This is a genomic window from Nitratireductor sp. CH_MIT9313-5 (genome assembly GCF_037029545.1).
In the GTDB taxonomy this organism is placed as follows: domain Bacteria; phylum Pseudomonadota; class Alphaproteobacteria; order Rhizobiales; family Rhizobiaceae; genus Chelativorans.
Genome location: NZ_JAYMER010000028.1, coordinates 248,204 through 264,369, shown reverse-complemented (window position 1 = coordinate 264,369; position 16,166 = coordinate 248,204). Strand labels below are relative to the sequence as shown.

18 protein-coding genes are annotated in these 16,166 nt (G+C 61.9%); 5 read left to right on the top strand and 13 right to left on the bottom strand.

Features of this window, described 5'->3' with window-relative positions; genetic code table 11:
* Positions 1–75: 75 nt before the first annotated feature.
* Positions 76–1,488 (top strand): plasmid replication protein RepC, encoded by a 1,413-nt coding sequence (gene repC, locus WA367_RS17985; protein WP_336058144.1) that lies wholly within the window; start codon positions 76–78, stop codon positions 1,486–1,488.
* Positions 1,489–1,498: 10 nt separating this feature from the next.
* Here repC and WA367_RS17980 read toward each other — a convergent pair whose 3' ends face one another.
* The gene (locus tag WA367_RS17980) at positions 1,499–1,741 is read right to left on the bottom strand and encodes a WGR domain-containing protein (RefSeq protein WP_336058143.1); all 243 of its coding nucleotides are present in this window, start codon (positions 1,739–1,741) and stop codon (positions 1,499–1,501) included.
* Between the two features lie 308 nt (positions 1,742–2,049).
* Here WA367_RS17980 and WA367_RS17975 point away from each other — a divergent pair, with 308 nt between their 5' ends.
* Both WA367_RS17975 and WA367_RS17970 read left to right on the top strand, forming a co-directional pair.
* Positions 2,050–2,601, top strand: a complete 552-nt coding sequence (locus WA367_RS17975; RefSeq protein ID WP_336058142.1) for a toxin-activating lysine-acyltransferase — start codon at positions 2,050–2,052, stop codon at positions 2,599–2,601.
* Positions 2,602–2,746: 145 nt separating this feature from the next.
* A complete protein-coding gene (locus tag WA367_RS17970) occupies positions 2,747–3,988 on the top strand; it encodes a urate hydroxylase PuuD (RefSeq protein ID WP_336058141.1) in 1,242 nt (413 codons plus the stop codon).
* 12 nt (positions 3,989–4,000) lie between these two features.
* On the opposite strand, the gene modC is transcribed toward WA367_RS17970, so the two are convergent.
* From modC to modA, 3 genes are read right to left on the bottom strand one after another with little or no spacing between them, the layout of a single operon-like run.
* Positions 4,001–5,098 (bottom strand): molybdenum ABC transporter ATP-binding protein, encoded by a 1,098-nt coding sequence (gene modC, locus WA367_RS17965; RefSeq protein ID WP_442935604.1) that lies wholly within the window; start codon positions 5,096–5,098, stop codon positions 4,001–4,003.
* Positions 5,098–5,784 (bottom strand): molybdate ABC transporter permease subunit, encoded by a 687-nt coding sequence (gene modB, locus WA367_RS17960; RefSeq protein ID WP_336058139.1) that lies wholly within the window; start codon positions 5,782–5,784, stop codon positions 5,098–5,100. Before modB ends, modC begins: the two co-directional genes overlap by 1 nt.
* A complete protein-coding gene (modA, locus tag WA367_RS17955; protein ID WP_336058138.1) occupies positions 5,784–6,548 on the bottom strand; it encodes a molybdate ABC transporter substrate-binding protein in 765 nt (254 codons plus the stop codon). Before modA ends, modB begins: the two co-directional genes overlap by 1 nt.
* Positions 6,549–6,598: 50 nt before the next feature.
* Between modA and WA367_RS17950 the strand changes: the two genes are divergently transcribed.
* Positions 6,599–7,759: an RHE_PE00001 family protein gene (locus WA367_RS17950; RefSeq protein ID WP_336058137.1), complete on the top strand. Its 1,161-nt coding sequence runs from the start codon at positions 6,599–6,601 to the stop codon at positions 7,757–7,759.
* On the opposite strand, the gene WA367_RS17945 is transcribed toward WA367_RS17950, so the two are convergent.
* Together WA367_RS17945 and WA367_RS17940 are read right to left on the bottom strand one after the other, a co-directional pair.
* Positions 7,737–8,657: a DMT family transporter gene (locus tag WA367_RS17945; protein WP_336058136.1), complete on the bottom strand. Its 921-nt coding sequence runs from the start codon at positions 8,655–8,657 to the stop codon at positions 7,737–7,739. The genes WA367_RS17950 and WA367_RS17945 overlap by 23 nt on opposite strands.
* 62 nt (positions 8,658–8,719) lie before the next feature.
* Positions 8,720–9,277 carry an NADPH-dependent FMN reductase gene (locus WA367_RS17940; protein ID WP_336058135.1) on the bottom strand — a complete coding sequence of 186 codons (558 nt, stop codon included), beginning with the start codon at positions 9,275–9,277 and terminating at the stop codon, positions 8,720–8,722.
* A gap of 103 nt (positions 9,278–9,380) precedes the next feature.
* On the opposite strand from WA367_RS17940, the gene WA367_RS17935 reads away from it, so the two are divergent.
* Positions 9,381–9,881, top strand: a complete 501-nt coding sequence (locus tag WA367_RS17935) for a MarR family winged helix-turn-helix transcriptional regulator (RefSeq protein ID WP_336058134.1) — start codon at positions 9,381–9,383, stop codon at positions 9,879–9,881.
* Between the two features lie 10 nt (positions 9,882–9,891).
* Here WA367_RS17935 and WA367_RS17930 read toward each other — a convergent pair whose 3' ends face one another.
* The 7 genes from WA367_RS17930 to arsH form a co-directional block, all read right to left on the bottom strand.
* Positions 9,892–10,650 (bottom strand): ABC transporter permease, encoded by a 759-nt coding sequence (locus WA367_RS17930; protein WP_336058133.1) that lies wholly within the window; start codon positions 10,648–10,650, stop codon positions 9,892–9,894.
* Positions 10,647–11,582 (bottom strand): ABC transporter ATP-binding protein, encoded by a 936-nt coding sequence (locus WA367_RS17925; protein ID WP_336058132.1) that lies wholly within the window; start codon positions 11,580–11,582, stop codon positions 10,647–10,649. Before WA367_RS17925 ends, WA367_RS17930 begins: the two co-directional genes overlap by 4 nt.
* Positions 11,579–12,748, bottom strand: a complete 1,170-nt coding sequence (locus WA367_RS17920; RefSeq protein ID WP_336058131.1) for an ABC transporter permease — start codon at positions 12,746–12,748, stop codon at positions 11,579–11,581. The genes WA367_RS17925 and WA367_RS17920 overlap by 4 nt, the downstream gene beginning before the upstream one ends.
* An 11-nt stretch (positions 12,749–12,759) precedes the next feature.
* A complete protein-coding gene (gene osmF / locus WA367_RS17915) occupies positions 12,760–13,668 on the bottom strand; it encodes a glycine betaine ABC transporter substrate-binding protein OsmF (protein ID WP_336058130.1) in 909 nt (302 codons plus the stop codon).
* Between the two features lie 163 nt (positions 13,669–13,831).
* A complete protein-coding gene (locus WA367_RS17910; RefSeq protein WP_336058129.1) occupies positions 13,832–15,058 on the bottom strand; it encodes an MFS transporter in 1,227 nt (408 codons plus the stop codon).
* A gap of 8 nt (positions 15,059–15,066) precedes the next feature.
* Entirely contained in the window at positions 15,067–15,396 is a 330-nt protein-coding gene (locus WA367_RS17905; protein ID WP_336058128.1) for an ArsR/SmtB family transcription factor, read from the bottom strand.
* Positions 15,397–15,406: 10 nt separating this feature from the next.
* Positions 15,407–16,138: an arsenical resistance protein ArsH gene (gene arsH, locus WA367_RS17900; RefSeq protein ID WP_336058127.1), complete on the bottom strand. Its 732-nt coding sequence runs from the start codon at positions 16,136–16,138 to the stop codon at positions 15,407–15,409.
* Positions 16,139–16,166 lie beyond the last annotated feature (28 nt).

Sequence of the window (16,166 nt, the reverse complement as noted above, 5' to 3'; positions counted from 1 at the left end):
CACTTCCGACCGCTAAAGTCAAGCATCGGTGCGATCCGGTGGCCGTATTTTTCTTGCCTGAAGAAGGGTGAGAGGATGACGGAGACATTTGCCGTCTCGCCATTTGGCGGGCGGGGGATGGCCCATGCGCAGATTTCTGCTCAAAGAGCCATTGCAAGAGCCGCTTCAGGCGCGAAACCCCGTAGCGAAAGCGGGGATAAAAAAACTGTCGACAAGTGGAAACTCATCCGCGCGGTAACGGAAGCCAAGCAGCATCTTGGTCTGTCTGATCGCACCATCTGTGTTCTCGAAGCGCTGTTGAGTTTTCTGCCAGAGCGTGAGCTGAAGGCTTCCACGCGCCTGATTGTCTTTCCGTCCAATGCAGAGCTGTCCGTGCGTGCCCGCGGCATGGCATCGGCAACACTGCGTCGCCACCTGGCGTCGCTGGTGAGTGCCGGGCTCGTCATGCGCCGCGATAGTGCCAATGGCAAACGCTATGCGCGCCGCAACGAAGACGGCGAGGTGGAGCAGGCCTTCGGCTTCGACCTTTCGCAGCTTGTTCTGCGTTCCGACGAGATCTTCGCCGAGGCCAGCCGCGTGCGCCGTGTCGCTACGGAGATGAAGGCGCTGCGCTCGGAGGTCACGATCCATATGCGCGACATACGCGCCATGCTGAACGCTCTTGGCGAAGAGGGGCATAAGGCCGTGAGGGAAATGGAAGATGTCTTTGCGGCGGTGAGCGGACGTCTTGGCCGTCGCACGTCACGCGAGGAGCTGGAGGCCCGCTTTGCAAAGCTCGTCGCCCTGAGGCTGCGGCTCGAAGTCTGTCTTGGTCTTGGGCATCAAGACGCGGGTGAGGGTGTCGAGGCGGATATGGCTCCCGTATCAGTCACGCCACAAACAGATTACGAAACCGAAGCTGATGACCAGGAGAACCGGGTTCAGGAGAAGGTCGAAGCGCGGACCGCTGAGGCCTTCAAATCACGAAAAGTGAGCGCCAATGTCCGCCAAAATGAGCGCCACATAAAGAAGCCCGAGTCAGAATCCCTTCTTGAAGAAAAACAAGAAGAATTGGGTGTGAGAGATGCGCCCCATCAACTGAGACCGCCCAAGGTTGACAGCTGTCAACGCGGGGAACGGGCCGCAGTTTCATCAGCACAAAATCTGACGCTTACCCGTATCCTGAAATCCTGTCCGTCGATCAGCGATTACGCTTCGGCGGGCATCCAGTCCTGGCAGGATATGTTCAAGGCGAGTGATGTGGTGCGGCGGATGTTGGGGGTGAGTGATCACGGCTGGTTCACGGCCTGTACCGCTCTGGGGCAGGCAGGCGCTGCCATTGCCATGGCCGTCATACTGCAGCGGGCAGAACGGATTGCCTCACCGGGTGGCTATCTGCGCTCGCTCGTTGCCAAGGCTCAACGCGGTGCGCTGGATCTGCGAGTGCTGGTCGACCAGGAATTGCGCAATCAGGCCGGAGCGGTGACGCCGGGCATGGGCCATGCGTGAGGCATCGCTGCTATTCCGCGCGATAGCCGCGGGCAAGCTTCGAGCGGCCAAGACGGGCCTGAGCTTCCAAAGCCTGTTCGGTGGACGAGTAGAGGTCAATGCGCACACGGCCGACTTTCCCGATACGGCCCCATTGGCGCACAAGGGCAGCGCCGCCGAAGAGATCAGGCTCCACGGAAAGCGCGTAGAAACGCGCCATGTTGCGGCTGCGGTCGATGCGACGGAGGAACTGGGACAGCGGTGGTTTCTTCATGCAGGGCAGAATGAGTCTGCGCGGTTGCGCCGTCCAACGCATTTCATGAATCTTTTCGAGCGGATCGATTCAGGAAACTGATGGATCAGCTCCTATGGTGAAGGAGAAGTTAAATCCCGACTGGCGGAAGCTAAGCAAAGAATAGGTTCCGTTATTGAACTGGCCGTTCGGCTGGAAAGTAGCGTGAGGGCGGCAGCTGCGCGGCACCAGAGCGCTCGAGCATTCCCGCCATAGGCGGCACCTGATTTCAGTAGAACCGGCCCATCCGGCTAGCTGGCCTCACAAGACAAACAAGCAGGAGGCCAAGCATGAACATTCAACCCAATCCCGCAGAAAACAAAGCTTCACCCGCGCCAGCAGGCGCAAGGGAGGCGGAAGATACCGCGGCCGAAATCGCGCGCTTGCATGATGCCCTGGGCAAGGCCGTGCTGCTGATGTTCGGACAGCAACGCTACCGCTGGCTGGGCATGGGAGAGCTGGAACGGGTGCTTATCAATCCGCTGGCTCGAAACCGCGTGGCCATTGTCGCGCAAGGGGCAGGGGAGGGGCGCCCGCCGCGTCTTGCCGGAATGGCGATATGGGCGAATGTTTCGGAGAAGGTGGACGCGGCGATCTGTGACCAGATCAACGCCAATGTCTTTCCGCTGAACCTGAAACCGGGTGACTGGGACAGCGGCAATGTGAACTGGATACTCGACATCATCGCGCCCGACCATGCCGCAGCCAAGCAGGTGGCATTCGCCGTGCGCGACATGATGCCCGCCGGCGACATTCGCATTCACCCGGCTGCGGCCCGCGCGATCGGAGAAGAAGGCCTCAAGGAAATCACGCAAGCACCTCAGACCGAGGCTGCTGAGTGACGAACTTCGGGGCCAGTTGACAGCTGTCAAAAGCCTGCCCGTGGAAAATGTCTGTTCCTGATTTTTTGATACAGCTTGGGCTTTGGATCAAATACCGCTTGTCCGGCTCAGACTGTAAGGTCGCAAAAGCATCAGGAGAGACCACATGTATGATTGGGCTGTGCTTTGGGACTGGATAGGCTTTGCCGTCAGATGGCTTCACGTCATCACGGCCATCGCCTGGATCGGCTCGAGCTTTTATTTCGTCGCACTTGATCTTGGCTTGAGAAAAGCACCCGATCTGCCTGTCGGGGCCCATGGCGAGGAGTGGCAGGTTCACGGCGGCGGGTTCTACCACATCCGCAAATATCTCGTGGCGCCCGAGCAGATGCCCGAGCATCTGACCTGGTTCAAATGGGAAAGCTATTCCACCTGGCTTTCCGGTGCAGCCCTCCTGATGATCGTCTATTGGGTCGGGGCGGAGCTTTACCTGATCGATCCCGCCAAGGCCGATCTTTCCGTCTGGCAGGCAATCCTGATTTCCGCCGCTTCGCTCAGCATCGGCTGGATCATCTATGACCTGTTGTGCAAGTCGGGGCTGGGCGAGAAGCCCACGCTTCTGATGCTCCTGCTCTTCGCGCTGCTCGTCGCCATGTCCTGGGGTTACAACCAGATATTCACCGGCCGCGCGGCACTTTTACATCTGGGTGCCTTCACCGCGACGGTGATGACGGCCAATGTGTTCTTCATCATCATTCCCAATCAGCGTATCGTGGTCGCGGACCTCAAGGCCGGGCGCAAGCCGGACCCGAAATATGGCAAGATTGCCAAGCTGCGCTCGACCCATAACAACTATCTGACGCTGCCCGTCGTCTTCCTGATGCTGTCGAACCATTATCCGCTGGCTTTCGCCACGGAACATAGCTGGCTTATCGCAAGCCTCGTCTTCCTGATGGGCGTCACCATTCGCCACTGGTTCAACACCCGCCATGCGCGTGCGGGCAGCCCGACATGGACCTGGCTCGCAACCGCCCTCATCTTCCTTGCTATCGCGTGGCTTTCCACCGCGCCCATGTGGCAGGCTGCAGAAGGGGAGGGGACGCGTCCGGCAACAGCCTATGAGCAACGCTTCATGAAGGCAGAGGGTTTTGAGGAAGCGCGCGACATCGTCTCCGCGCGCTGCTCCATGTGCCATGCGGCAGAACCGGCCTGGCCTGGCATCAACTGGGCGCCCAAGGGGGTGGTCCTGGAAAGCGAAGCGGAGATCGCCCGCCATGCCCGCGCGATCTATCTCCAGTCAGGCGTGACCCACGCCATGCCACCGGCCAACCGGACGGGCATGAGCGATGAGGACCGGCAGACGCTTGTGCGCTGGTATCGTGCGGCGACGGAAAAAAGCGGCAGCTAGGAACAGCGGCCATCAACGCCCCGGAACCAGGGCGACGCCTTTCACCTGCGCATAGACATGCATGCCCGGCTTGAGCCGCAACCGCTCGCAGGAATGGCGCGAGATGCGCGCAAGCAGTCGGGCAGAGGGCAAGTCTGCAATCTCCTCCCCCGCAAGGCGCAGCACGATGATTTCCTCCGAGTCAGAAACCGCGCGCCGGCTTTCGATATAAGCCGGCAAAATGTTGAGTATGGTGGTGTCGGCCGCGCTGTGCAGCGCTATCGACACGTCACCGGCGGCAATCCGCAGACGCACCTGACCCATGGGCGGCTCGCTTTCCGCGGGGAGATGAAAGACACCGCCTGCAACGCTGAAAGCCTGCAGATTGCCCGTATGGTCAAAGCCTGACGGGGTGGCATCCAGCGTCACGGCTGCATCACGCGCAGCGGCAAGCGGCAGGCTTGCGTCACCCTGCAGGTGTTGAAGCGGGCCGGACGCAGTCACGCGACCTTCGTCCACCAGCACCAGATGGTCTGCCAGCCGCTCCACCTCACGCATGTCGTGGCTGACATAGAAGATCGGCAGTTCAAGTTCGCCATGCAGGCGTTCGAGAAAGGGCAGGATCTCGTCGCGGGCTGCCGGATCGAGCGCCGACAGCGGCTCGTCCATCAGGAGAAGGCGCGGCTGCGAAAAGAGTGCACGGCCAATGGCAACGCGCTGGCGTTCACCGCCCGACAATGTCGCCGGATCGCGGGAGAGAAGCGGCATGAGCCCCAGCAGACGCAGGATCTCGTCTTCATTGTCCGGCCGCTGACCACGCTTCAGGGAAAAGCGCAGATTGTCTTCCACGTCCAGATGAGGAAACAGACTCGGCTCCTGAAACACATATCCGACGGCGCGTCGGTGCGGGGCGAGAAAATGTCCCTCGTCCTGCCAGCTTTCTCCACCGACATGGCAGTGGCCCTGCAGTCTGACCAGACCGGCGATGGCGCGCAGCAATGTCGTCTTGCCGCATCCCGACGGGCCGTAGAGGGCAGTCACGCCATGGGCGGGCGCCTCGAAGGTGAAACCGAGCGGGAGCGTGCCCACCTTGCCGCGAAGTGCGATGCTGATCCGGTCAGGTGAAGCCATCATCCGCGCATCCGCCGCATGCGCTTTTCCGCAAGGATCATGGCCAGGATCACGAGGAAGGAGAAAACGACCAGCCCGGCACTCAACAGGTTCGCCTCGCGCCAGCGCATGGTCTCGACAAGATCGAAAATGGCAACGGAAAGCACGCGGGTTTCGCCGGGGATATTGCCGCCGATCATCAGGACGACGCCGAACTCGCCGATCGTATGGGCAAAGCCGAGTACGGCACCGGCGAGAAAGCCGGGCCGCGCGAGCGGTAAGGCCACCCGCCAGAAAGCGGTGGCGGGCGAGGCGCGCAAGGTTGCGGCCACCTCCATCGGGCGATCACCCATGGCCTGAAACGCATTGCGGATTGGCTGCACGACAAAGGGCAGGGAATAGATGACCGAGCCGATCACCAGCCCTTCGAAGGAGAAGGCAAGGGTGCGTGCATCCCATAGACCGGCCAGTGCGCCGCCCGGCCCCTGCGGACCGAGCGCGATGAGAAGGTAGAAACCGAGCACCGTGGGCGGCAGCACCAGCGGCAGGGCCACAAGCGCTGCAACGGCCTCCTTCCATCTCCTTTGAGAGCGGGCAAGCCACCAGGCAAGCGGCGTTGCCACCACCAGAAGAATGAGCGTTGTAATGAGGGCTAGCGCAAGGGTTAGCCGGACAGCTATCCAGATATCCGGACCAAGCCCGCCCATCAGACCCCGCCTCCGATGTCGTAGCCGAAGCCGGTGATGATGGCCCGTGCCTCGGCCGATTTCAGGAAGGTGAGGAAGGCGAGGGCTGCGGCATTGTCGGCCGCACGCGCGAGCAGAACGGCATCCTGTATGATCGGATCATGCAACGCCGCGGGAACGGGCCAATAGGAGGCGCGAGGCTGGTCATGAAGTTGCGCAAGGGCGACGATCCCAGCACCCGCATTGCCGCTTGCGATGAACTGGAAGGTCTGCGCCACGGAATTGCCCTTCACGAGTCTCGAGCTCAGCAGGTCGGCAAGCTTCAGCTTTTCCAGGCTTTGCAGGGCCGCGCGGCCGTAAGGCGCTGTTTCGGGATTGGCGATTGCAAAACTCTGAGGTGGATTGGCACGGAGCATCTCCGGCGAGATCGGGGTGCCGCCGGCCCACAAGGCTAGCCGACCACGTGCATAGGTGAAGCGCGTTGCCTTCAGGGCAAGTTCCTGCCCGATCAGCTTGGCGGGATGCTCGTCATCAGCCGCGAGCAGCACGTCATAGGGTGCGCCCTGCATGATCTGGGCAGTAAGCTGTCCGGTGGATGCAAAGCTGATCGTGTAGCGATGCTCGCTGGACGCTTCCAGCCGCTTCACGAGATTTCGCGCAGGCTCGATGAAGTTTGCAGCAACGGCGATATGTGCCTTTTCCGCTGCGGCTGCCTGTAAGCCAAGAGCCGTCATGATCGGCAGCGAGAAAAGAATGGAGAGGAGAAGACTGAGGCGCGGCTGCATCCACTGTTCCTGAAGGAAAATGCACTGTCGAGTTAGGCGCTTGTTTGCCCATGCGTCAAGCGGTTGGCCTTACGGAACGAAAAAGCCTGTTCGCTTCTGCAATGGCCTTCGCCTATAGTTTGCCGAAACCGAGCAAGGGGACGGGATTGGGCGGCATCGGCCACGACATGCTGACGCGGATCATGCGTGCTGAGGATGCGCTTGCGCGTCTGGACGAGCGGATCGCCGCCTGTTCCTTTGCTGACGGTTTCCGCGCGCGACAGCATTTTCATGAGGCGGCAGCCACCCTGTGGCTGGAAGGCGAGCTGGTGCATGAGGAAGAACTCGTGCTGCACGATGCGCGCATGGATATCCGCCCGCCGAGCCACGAGCTGACGCGCGCCCATGAGGTGCTGCGCACGCGCAGGCGCATTGCGAGCGCTCCGGCGGGTTGGGCCGCGAGCCGCGAAGGCGTGAACCATCTGGCCAGGCGCGAAGCAGCGACCGGGGTGAAGGTGGAAGCGGCAACCGCGATATCTGAACAGGATGCGCTTGCGCGCGAATTGGCAGAAATGGACGCGCTTCTGGAGCGAACCGAGCAGGTTCTTCAGGGGGAAGTGCCTCCAGGTGGGACGCTTCGAAGATCTTCTCCAGACCCGGCATTGCATGATCCGCAATGGGGGGAGGGGGAACGCGTTGCGCGATGGCTGGAGGTGGTGGAGCGGGCAGCAGACGAAGCCGGTGCTCCGGTACTGGCGGCGGCCTTGGTTTGGGACGCATGGGAAGTGGCGACGCCGCTGCAAAACCAGCACTGGCTCGGGCTCCAGCTTGCTGCGTCCTATCTGCGCCGCGCGAAAAAGGCGCGCGCCCATCTCCCTGCCCTTGCGCTGGGGCTGAAAACTATATCCCGCGAACGCCGGCGCTCAAGTGACCGGGACATGCGGCTTACAGCCCTCATCGAGGCGGTGGAGCTTTACGCCGAGCGCGGCATGAAGGAGTTGCAGCGCCTGACCCTTGCGCATGCCCGCATCATGCGCAAGCTCGAAGGGCGCAGGACAAGCTCCAGCCTGCCCGCACTCGTGGATCTGGTGATGGCGCGCCCGGTCGTATCGGCGGCCTTGATCGCGGGCGAACTGAACGTGACCCAACGCGCAGCCCTCAACCTCGTTGCCGAACTGGGCCTGCGCGAAGTTACCGGCCGCGGTCGTTTCAGGGCCTGGGGTGTGCTGTAGCATTGGCACGGTTCGCCCGCATTTGTGCAAGAGTTGTCACCGCCACGCCGACGCCCAGGATCGCAGCGCCGGTCCAGGTGAGCAGCACGTAATTTTCCCCGAGCCACAGGATGCCGATAACAAGGCCGACAGCAGAGCCGACATATCCGATCTGGCTGAGATAGACGGGCCCGCCAACGGATTGTAGCCGGAAGAAAAGTGCGAACATGGCCGACGCTGCTGCAATCTGCAGGAACACGATCATGGGGATCGAGGGGAGCAGGGTGAAAGCTGACATCTGCCCCGCAATGACAATGCCGATCAAAAGCTGGATGGCTGCAGCCAGATGACTGCCTGCGGCAAGTTCAAGTGGCCCCGCTTCGTCTGGCCAGCGGGCGGTGCGATAGATGTTTCCGGCCGCGAGCGATACGGGAATGGCAAGTCCGAGCAAGACCCAGATCATCTCGGCCGGTGCTCCCGCCTCGCCCCGCGTCAGGGCAACGGTCACGGCGCCGACGAAGCCGATCAGAATGCCTGCCAGGCCGAGGCCACTTGGTCGTCTGACGCCAAGGACAATGGATAGCGCGAGGGTGAATACCGGCGACAGCGTGAACATGATGCCCGTATAGCCTGCGCCCAGATGCGGCACGACCGAGAAGATGAGGATATTCGGAATCGCGTAGGAGATCGCGGCCGTCACCGACAGATAGGTGAGCGTAGCGCGGTCGAGCCTGATCTGTGCGCCGCGTGCGAGCACAACAGCGAGCAGGACCAGGCCAGCCCCAGCCGATATGACAAAGGCCCAGACCATTGGTGGCAAGCCTGCCGCACTCGCCAGTTTCCCAAGCGGAGGGGTGAGGCCCAGAAGGGCCCCATTGGCTACAAGCAGCGCGAGTGCGGAATTCCAGAGCGTTTTCACCTTCGGTCTCCGAAAATTGCAGGCTGGCGTCATCCCGTGATGGTGCGTGACGACGCAGGATCTCAGGCGGCCATGGCCCGTGCCTTCTCTCCGATGAACTGGCTGAAGCGGTGAATGAAAGATTTCAGGAACTCAGCCGTGTTCTCGTTGGAAAGACGTCCACCCTCATCGAAGAGAGTGGCGGAATTTCCGATATAGGCTTCAGGCTGACCGAGTGTCGGCATGTCGAGGGAGGCCAATGACTGGCGCAGGTGATGATTTGCACCAAAGCCGCCAATGGCACCAAGTGAGGTGGAAATGATGGCGGCAGGCTTGCCGATCAACGCACCTTTTCCATATGGGCGCGAGCCGATGTCGATTGCGTTCTTCAGGACGCCGGGAACGGAACGCACATATTCCGGGGTGATGAACAGAACGGCCTCGCTCGCGGTGATGCGCTTGCGAAATGCCGTCCAGCTCTCCGGCGGCGATGCTTCCAGATCTTCGGAGAAGAATGACAGTTCGTCGATCGGGACAATGTCGAACTGATGTTCGGGGGCCAGCTCCGGCAAAGCCTCCGCGATCTTGCGGCTGTAGGAACCTTCACGGATGCTGCCAATGATAACGGCGATCTTGCTCATCTCAATTTCCTTCGATGTGTGATTACCCATCTTTCAAGGAGGTGGGTTCGCGGCTAAAATAGTGGTAAGAATCTTAACGTCAAGATACTTTAGGGGGAGAAATATGGGTCGCGCATTATTTGCGGTCGAGCAATGGAGGAAGGAAAAGCCTGATCTCGATCTTCTGCCGATGGAGGTGATCGGGCTTCTTTCGGAAGCATCATCAATGGTGACGCGGAACGGCCTTGCTCCCTTTTTCAAGCGCTGTTGCCTGCAGCCGGGCGAATTTGACGTGCTGGCGACATTGCGCCGCGCGGGCAAACCCCATGCCTTGACGCCCACGGAGCTTTACGAGGCGACAATGGTCACGTCGGGGGCGATGACCAATCGCATCGACCGGTTGGAACAGGCGGGGCTCGTCGCGCGCAAGGCCAATCCCCAGGACAGGCGGGGGGTGGTGGTCGAGCTCACGCAGAAAGGCTTCGAACTCATCGACAAGGCAATCGTGGATCACGTGGAGAACGAACGACGGCTGCTTTCCGGTCTCACCGAGACGGAGCAAAGGCAGTTGGCCGGCCTTCTTTGCAAGCTTGTGAGAAGCGAGGCTCTTCAGGACGGCGAGTGATGCCCCCGTCTCAGGCTCGCGCAGCCGCTGCCGTCTTGCTGCCCATGCGCCGCGCCAGTCGCGCTTCAAGCTGCACCAATGCGTCATAGATGAGGACGGCGAAGAGCCCGACGATCAGGCCGCCTTGCAAGACATAGGCGGTGTTGTTGGTGAGCAGGCCTGCGATGATGACTTCGCCGAGCGTGCGCGCGGCAACGGTAGAGCCTATCGTGGCGGTGCCGAGCGCGATGACGACCGACAGGCGGATGCCCGTGAGGATGACGGGGAGCGCAAGCGGCAGTTCCACCTGGATGAGGCGCTGGCGGCGGTTGAGGCCTATGCCGCGTGCGGCCTCCATCGTGGCGGGGGGAAGGGTTGCAAGACCGGTCACCGCGTTTTCGAAGATGGGCAGCATGCCGTAGAGAAAGAGCGCGATGAGCGTCGGCCCGGCACCAAAGCCGAGCATGGGCACTGCAAGCGCCAGAACGGCGACCGGCGGAAAGGTCTGGCCGAGATTGGCAAGCGTGCGCGAGAGCGGGAGAAAGGCGGCACCTGCAGGCCGCGTGACCAGTATTGCAAGCGTGACGGCCACGAGCGTTGCAGCACCGGATGCAAGCGCGACAAGCCCCAGATGGCTGAGCGACAGATAGAGGAAGGAGGCCCGGTCATAGATCACCGGACCGTTTTCCGGTGCGAAGGGCGCAAAGAGCGGCGTGAACCATTCCGGCCAGAAGACAAGCGCCAGAAGCAGGACGATCAGAGCCAGGCGAAGAAGCGCTGCGACATTCATTGCAGGCTTTCCGCACGCGCGCGGATGGCATCAAGCGTCACCCGGCCGATCACCTGACCGTCGCGACTGACAGGGACGGCCTCGCGCCCCGACCACAGACAGGCTGAAAGCGCGTCGCGAAGGCTGGTCTTTTCCGGCAGCGCCTCTCCTGATGCGGGGCCATCCTCAACAAGCTCCGAAAGGGGAAAGAGCGACAGAAGGCGCAAGGGACGGTCAACGCCGCCGACCATTTCGGCAACAAAGTCCGTCGCCGGGCGGGCGATGATCTCCGCTGGCGTGGCATATTGCACAAGCCGCCCGGCATCCATCACCGCCACGCGGTCGCCCAGATGAATGGCCTCTTCCATGTCGTGGGTCACGAGCAGGATCGTGGAGCCAAGGGTGCGCTGGATGCGCTTCAGGTCCGCCTGTGCACGGGTGCGGATGATGGGGTCGAGCGCACCGAACGGCTCGTCCATCAGAAGCAGGTCGGGACGTGAGGCAAGCGCGCGCGCCACGCCCACACGCTGTTGCTGACCGCCTGAAAGTTCTGCGGGAAAGCGGTTGCGAAATTCGTCCGGCGGCATGGAGAAGAGGTCGAGCAATTCGTCCACCCGATTGCGTATCTTTTCCTTCGACCAGCCGAGAAGGCGCGGCACCGCGCCGATATTGCACGCGACCGTGTGGTGGGGAAAAAGCCCATGTCCCTGGATCGCATAACCGATGCGTCGGCGCAAAATATGCTTGGCAAGGCCGGTTGTCGGCTCGCCATTGATGCTCACGCTGCCGGAACTCGGCTCCACCAGCCGGTTGATCATGCGCAACAGCGTGCTCTTGCCCGAACCGGAAGTGCCGACAATGGCCGTAATGGTGCCGGTCTCGACCGTCATCGACACGGCATCCACGGCAGCCCGTCCGTCATACAGCTTGGTGATCTTGTCGATCTCGATCATCTTTGGCTCCCGGATTGCGGGCTCGACAGCTCGACGAGAATGTCCATCACGATGGCCGAGACGAGGGCCAGCAGCACCGTGGGCAATGCGCCGAGCAGGATGAGGTCGGTGGCGGTCTGGTTGAGACCCTGGAAAACGAAGGTGCCAAAGCCGCCGCCGCCGATAAGGCCCGCAATGACAGCAAGGCCGATATTCTGCACCAGAACGATGCGCAGCCCGGCGAGGATGACAGGCAGGCCGAGCGGCAGTTCCACGCGCAGGAGGCGCTGCAATTCCGTCATGCCCATGCCGCGCGCAGCCTCGAAGGCGGCTGGTGGCGTCGCATCAAGCCCCGCCACCGTGTTGGCAACGACCGGCAGCAGCGAATAGAGAACGAGTGCGAGAAAGGCGGGCATGAAGCCGATGCCCGCAACACCCATTTCGCGCGCGCCGGGCACGGTGGCCGCGACCCAGGCGAGAATGGGGATCATGATGCCGAACATGGCAAGCGACGGGATCGTCTGCAGAAAGCTCAAGACCGGCAAAAGCGAGCGGCGCAGACGGTCGCTGCGATGGCTCAATATGCCGAGGGGAAAGCCGATCAGTGCTGCCGCACCCAGTGAGCCGAAGGCGAGCCACAGATGTCGCACGCCCGCATTCCAGAAGGAAGCGGCCCGGCTTTCATATTCCTGCATGATGGAAAGATCGGCGAGTGCGCCCGAGGTCAGGATCGCGGCAAGTGCGGCGAGTGCGGTAAGCAGAACGCCAAGCCGGGTGAGGGGTCCCGGCGAAAGATTGGTCAGCGCATCGGCCAGCAACAGCGAGAGCACGACGAGCAGGCACCAGAAGCCCGCCCCGGGCGAGACGCGTGCGAATTCGCCTGCTTCGCCAAGCAGGGAGGATGTGCCGGCAACAAGCAGCCAGATGAGCCCTGCAAAACCGATGAAGGCACCGCCAAGGCGCAAGGCGGGCCGCCCTGCGGGAAGCCCGAGAGCAAGCCCCCCGATCAATGCCGCAAGCCCACCCAGGGTCGTGCCGGGCGAACCGAGAGACCAGGCGGGCACACCTTCACCCGCGACAATGCGATTTGCCGCGAGCGTCATGTAAGGGGCCAGCAGACTGGCCAGCCCCAGAACGGCAAACAGGACGCCCGGTGGCGAGAGGGCGGGCTGGCTGCGCTGCGACATGGGTGGAAAGATCAGTCCAGAACGCCGGTCTGGGTGAGATATTCACGCGCAACGGCTTCCGCCGGCTCGCCACCCACCTGGATGCGGCCATTGAGCTTCTGCAGCGTCGCCATGTCGAGGCCGGAGAAGATGGGGTTCAGCACCTCTGCGATGGCCGGATATTCGTCGAGCACTTCCTTGCGGACCACCGGTGCGGGCTCATAGACCGGCTGCACGCCCTTGTCGTCCTCCATCACCACAAGACCTGCCGCGCCGACGCCGCCATCCGTGCCATAGGCCATGGCCGCGTTGACACCGGAGGTGCCGCGCGCGGCTGCCTGGATGGTCGCCGCCGTGTCGCCGCCCGAAAGCACGACAGTCTGATCGGATGAGAGTTCGAAACCGTAAGCCTCCTGCATGGCAGGCAGGACGGCAGGGGAGGAGACAAATTCGGTCGAGGCGGCAAGCTTCACCTCACCACCTTCCGACACCCATTTGCCGAAATCCGACATGGTCTTCAGCCCATGTTCCTCGGCGAGCGCACCGGTGACCGCGATGGCCCAGGTGTTGTTGGCGGGGGCGGATTCAAGCCAGATGACGTTATTGGCCTCGGCATCCAGTTCAGCGGCGCGCTTGTAGGCGGCTTCGGCGTCCTTCCAGATCTCGCTGTCCGCCTCGTTGAAGAAGAAAGCCGCATTGCCGGTATATTCCGGATAGATGTCGATCTGTCCGGCCAGAATGGCCTCGCGCACCACCTGCGTTCCGCCAAGCTGCAGTCGGCGCTCAACGGGTAGGCCTGCATCTTCCAGCGCCAGCGCGATCATGTTGCCGAGCAGGCCGCCTTCCGTGTCGATCTTTGAGGAAACAACAATGTCGGCCTGGGCGGTGGTTGCAAATGCTGCCGAGAGCCCCAGTGCGGCGAGTGCGATACGCAGTTTCATGGAAGTGTGCTCCTAAACGAGATCAGTGAACGCTGTCTGGAAGATGATCTAGGGCTGCACTGGCAGCTTGGCGACGGGATGGGCGAAAATTTGCTGACAATGGTGTCAGGAACCGGGCAGTCCGGCAAATAAGTGTTTTGTGATTGGCCGCATTTGGCAGTTGTCAGTTCATCGCAGCAACGGGGCGGCTGCGCAGCGCGGCAAACCAGAAACCGGCGCAAAAGATGAGCGAGCCGATAAAGATGGCAATAAGCACGGGCGCGTAGCTGCCCGATGCCTGCCACAAGAGGGCAGCACCCAGTGGCGCCAAGGCCTGCATCACGGTCATGGGGGCGACGATGGAACCGTTGACCGCGCCATAGGCATTGCGGGTGACCATCTCGGGAATGGCCGCGCCGCGCACGATGGTGGTCATGCCATTGGCAGCACCATAGCCCGCCGCGATGCAGGCGATCAGAAACATGTCGGGTGGCGCATAGGCAAAGCCGATTACTGTCAGCGGAAAGACAATGACGATGGCTGAGCCAAGCTGGCGCACGGAAAGATCGTGTGCGAGCGCGCGCACGGCGATGCGTCCGGCAACTTGTGCGGGGCCTATTACTGTCAGCACCATCACGGTTGCAGCAGCATCAAGACCCCGTTCCAGAAGCAGCGGATAGAAGTGATAGGTGAGGGCAGAGAAGGTGCCGACATAGGAAATCCAAGCAACCATGAGGCCCCAATAGGCAGGCAGGCGCATGGCCGCGCGCACCGCTGCACGTCCGGCAAGAGGTGCTTCATCACTTGTGTCGGGAATCGTGGCCGCGTCGCGACGCGGGTCGATCGCCAGGATGTAGAGGCCACCGCAGATGAAAATGTTCACGCCAGCCATGGCGAGCAGCGCGCCGCGCCAGCCCTGGGCGTCGATGAGATATTGGATGAGCGGTATGAAAACGGTACTGGCAAAGCCGCCCCAGAGCGTGAGTGCGGTGATCGCTCCGCGCGCCCTTGTCGGGCCGACCCTGCGGGTGACAACTGCAAAAGCCGGCTCATAGAGCACCGCGGCCTGCGTACAGCCGAGAAGGGCAAGCACGGGGTAGTAGAGCCAAAGCGTGTCCACTTGTGACCAGAGCGCCAGAAGCAGGCCGGCAGCAATGGATGCCCCTGCCATGACCTTTCGGCCTTGGCCACGGTCAATGGCAGCACCTACCGGATAGGCGGCAAGACTGGCAAGGAGCATGCCGAGAGTGGCTGCGGCATAGATCTCGGTCTTGGTCCAGCCGAGATCACTACGCATGGCTTCTGCAATGAGCGGGAAGCCGTACCAGATTGTGCCCCATGAGCAGATCTGCGCTGCGCCAAGCATGTTGATGAAGCGGCGTTCGCCGCGCGGGGCAGAGGAGGCGGTCATGATGCCGATCAGCCGCAGCCGGGGAGTGGGGCGGTGACTGATCGCGGAAGAGACCCTTCCGTGCAGCACTCGTCCACCAGGAAGCCGAGCAGCGCGTTCATCGTCTTGTAGTTGGCGCGGCAGATCAGTGTGGTCGCGCGGCGTTCACGCGTGATCAGCCTGGTCTCGTCCAGCCGCTTTATGTGATGGGAAAGCGTGGAGGCGGGAATGTCCAGCTTCTCCTGGATCGTGCCGACGGCCAGACCCTCGTCACCGGCGCGAACAAGGGCGCGGTAAAGCTTGAGGCGGATCGGATTTCCCAGTGCCTCAAGCTGCATGGCTGCGGTGTCGAGTTCCATGGCCGTTCTCTCAGATCGAGCGCTGATTGACGCGTCGGGAGACTTCCTCCGCTGTTTCCACGCGCTCGGAATAGCGGTCGACAAGGTAGTCGGAACGCTCGCGAAGCAGAAGCGTGAACTTCACCAGTTCCTCCATCACATCCACGATGCGGTTGTAATAGGGCGACGGCTTCATCCGGCCGTTTGCGTCAAATTCGTTGAAGGCCTTGGCGACGGAAGACTGGTTGGGAATGGTGAACATGCGCATCCAGCGGCCGAGTATGCGAAGCTGGTTCACCGCATTGAAGGATTGGGAGCCGCCGCAGACCTGCATGACAGCAAGCGTGCGGCCCTGGGTCGGGCGCACTCCGCCAAGCGACAGCGGCAGCCAGTCGATCTGCGCCTTCATGATGCCGGTCATGGAACCGTGGCGCTCCGGCGAGCACCAGACCTGTCCCTCCGACCACATGGAAAGTTCGCGCAGCTCCTTCACCTTCGGATGATCGGGTGTCTCGGCATCGGGAAGCGGCAGTCCGCTCGGATTGAAGATGCGCACCTCCGCACCTAGCCGGCGAAGAATGCGCGCCGCCTCTTCCGTAGCGAAGCGCGAATAGGAGCGTTCGCGAAGCGACCCATAGAGTATGAGGATGCGCGGTGCATGGCGCATGCGCGGCGGGTTGAACAGCCGGTCCTCGTCAACGGGCGGGAAAAGCTCGCTTTCCAGATTGGGAAGGTCGGAAAGGGACGAGGGGCTGTTGGACATTCGGCATGCTCTGATTATTTCGAATGTA

Bases quoted from the DNA above. Each gene is read 5' to 3' on its own strand.
- repC (WP_336058144.1), top strand. From the start codon at position 76: ATGACGGAGACATTTGCCGTCTCGCCATTTGGCGGGCGGGGGATGGCC.
- WA367_RS17980 (WP_336058143.1), bottom strand. From the start codon at position 1,741: ATGAAGAAACCACCGCTGTCCCAGTTCCTCCGTCGCATCGACCGCAGC.
- WA367_RS17975 (WP_336058142.1), top strand. From the start codon at position 2,050: ATGAACATTCAACCCAATCCCGCAGAAAACAAAGCTTCACCCGCGCCA.
- WA367_RS17970 (WP_336058141.1), top strand. From the start codon at position 2,747: ATGTATGATTGGGCTGTGCTTTGGGACTGGATAGGCTTTGCCGTCAGA.
- modC (WP_442935604.1), bottom strand. From the start codon at position 5,098: ATGGCTTCACCTGACCGGATCAGCATCGCACTTCGCGGCAAGGTGGGC.
- modB (WP_336058139.1), bottom strand. From the start codon at position 5,784: ATGGGCGGGCTTGGTCCGGATATCTGGATAGCTGTCCGGCTAACCCTT.
- modA (WP_336058138.1), bottom strand. From the start codon at position 6,548: ATGCAGCCGCGCCTCAGTCTTCTCCTCTCCATTCTTTTCTCGCTGCCG.
- WA367_RS17950 (WP_336058137.1), top strand. From the start codon at position 6,599: ATGCGTCAAGCGGTTGGCCTTACGGAACGAAAAAGCCTGTTCGCTTCT.
- WA367_RS17940 (WP_336058135.1), bottom strand. From the start codon at position 9,277: ATGAGCAAGATCGCCGTTATCATTGGCAGCATCCGTGAAGGTTCCTAC.
- WA367_RS17935 (WP_336058134.1), top strand. From the start codon at position 9,381: ATGGGTCGCGCATTATTTGCGGTCGAGCAATGGAGGAAGGAAAAGCCT.
- WA367_RS17930 (WP_336058133.1), bottom strand. From the start codon at position 10,650: ATGAATGTCGCAGCGCTTCTTCGCCTGGCTCTGATCGTCCTGCTTCTG.
- WA367_RS17925 (WP_336058132.1), bottom strand. From the start codon at position 11,582: ATGATCGAGATCGACAAGATCACCAAGCTGTATGACGGACGGGCTGCC.
- WA367_RS17920 (WP_336058131.1), bottom strand. From the start codon at position 12,748: ATGTCGCAGCGCAGCCAGCCCGCCCTCTCGCCACCGGGCGTCCTGTTT.
- osmF (WP_336058130.1), bottom strand. From the start codon at position 13,668: ATGAAACTGCGTATCGCACTCGCCGCACTGGGGCTCTCGGCAGCATTT.
- WA367_RS17910 (WP_336058129.1), bottom strand. From the start codon at position 15,058: ATGACCGCCTCCTCTGCCCCGCGCGGCGAACGCCGCTTCATCAACATG.
- WA367_RS17905 (WP_336058128.1), bottom strand. From the start codon at position 15,396: ATGGAACTCGACACCGCAGCCATGCAGCTTGAGGCACTGGGAAATCCG.
- arsH (WP_336058127.1), bottom strand. From the start codon at position 16,138: ATGTCCAACAGCCCCTCGTCCCTTTCCGACCTTCCCAATCTGGAAAGC.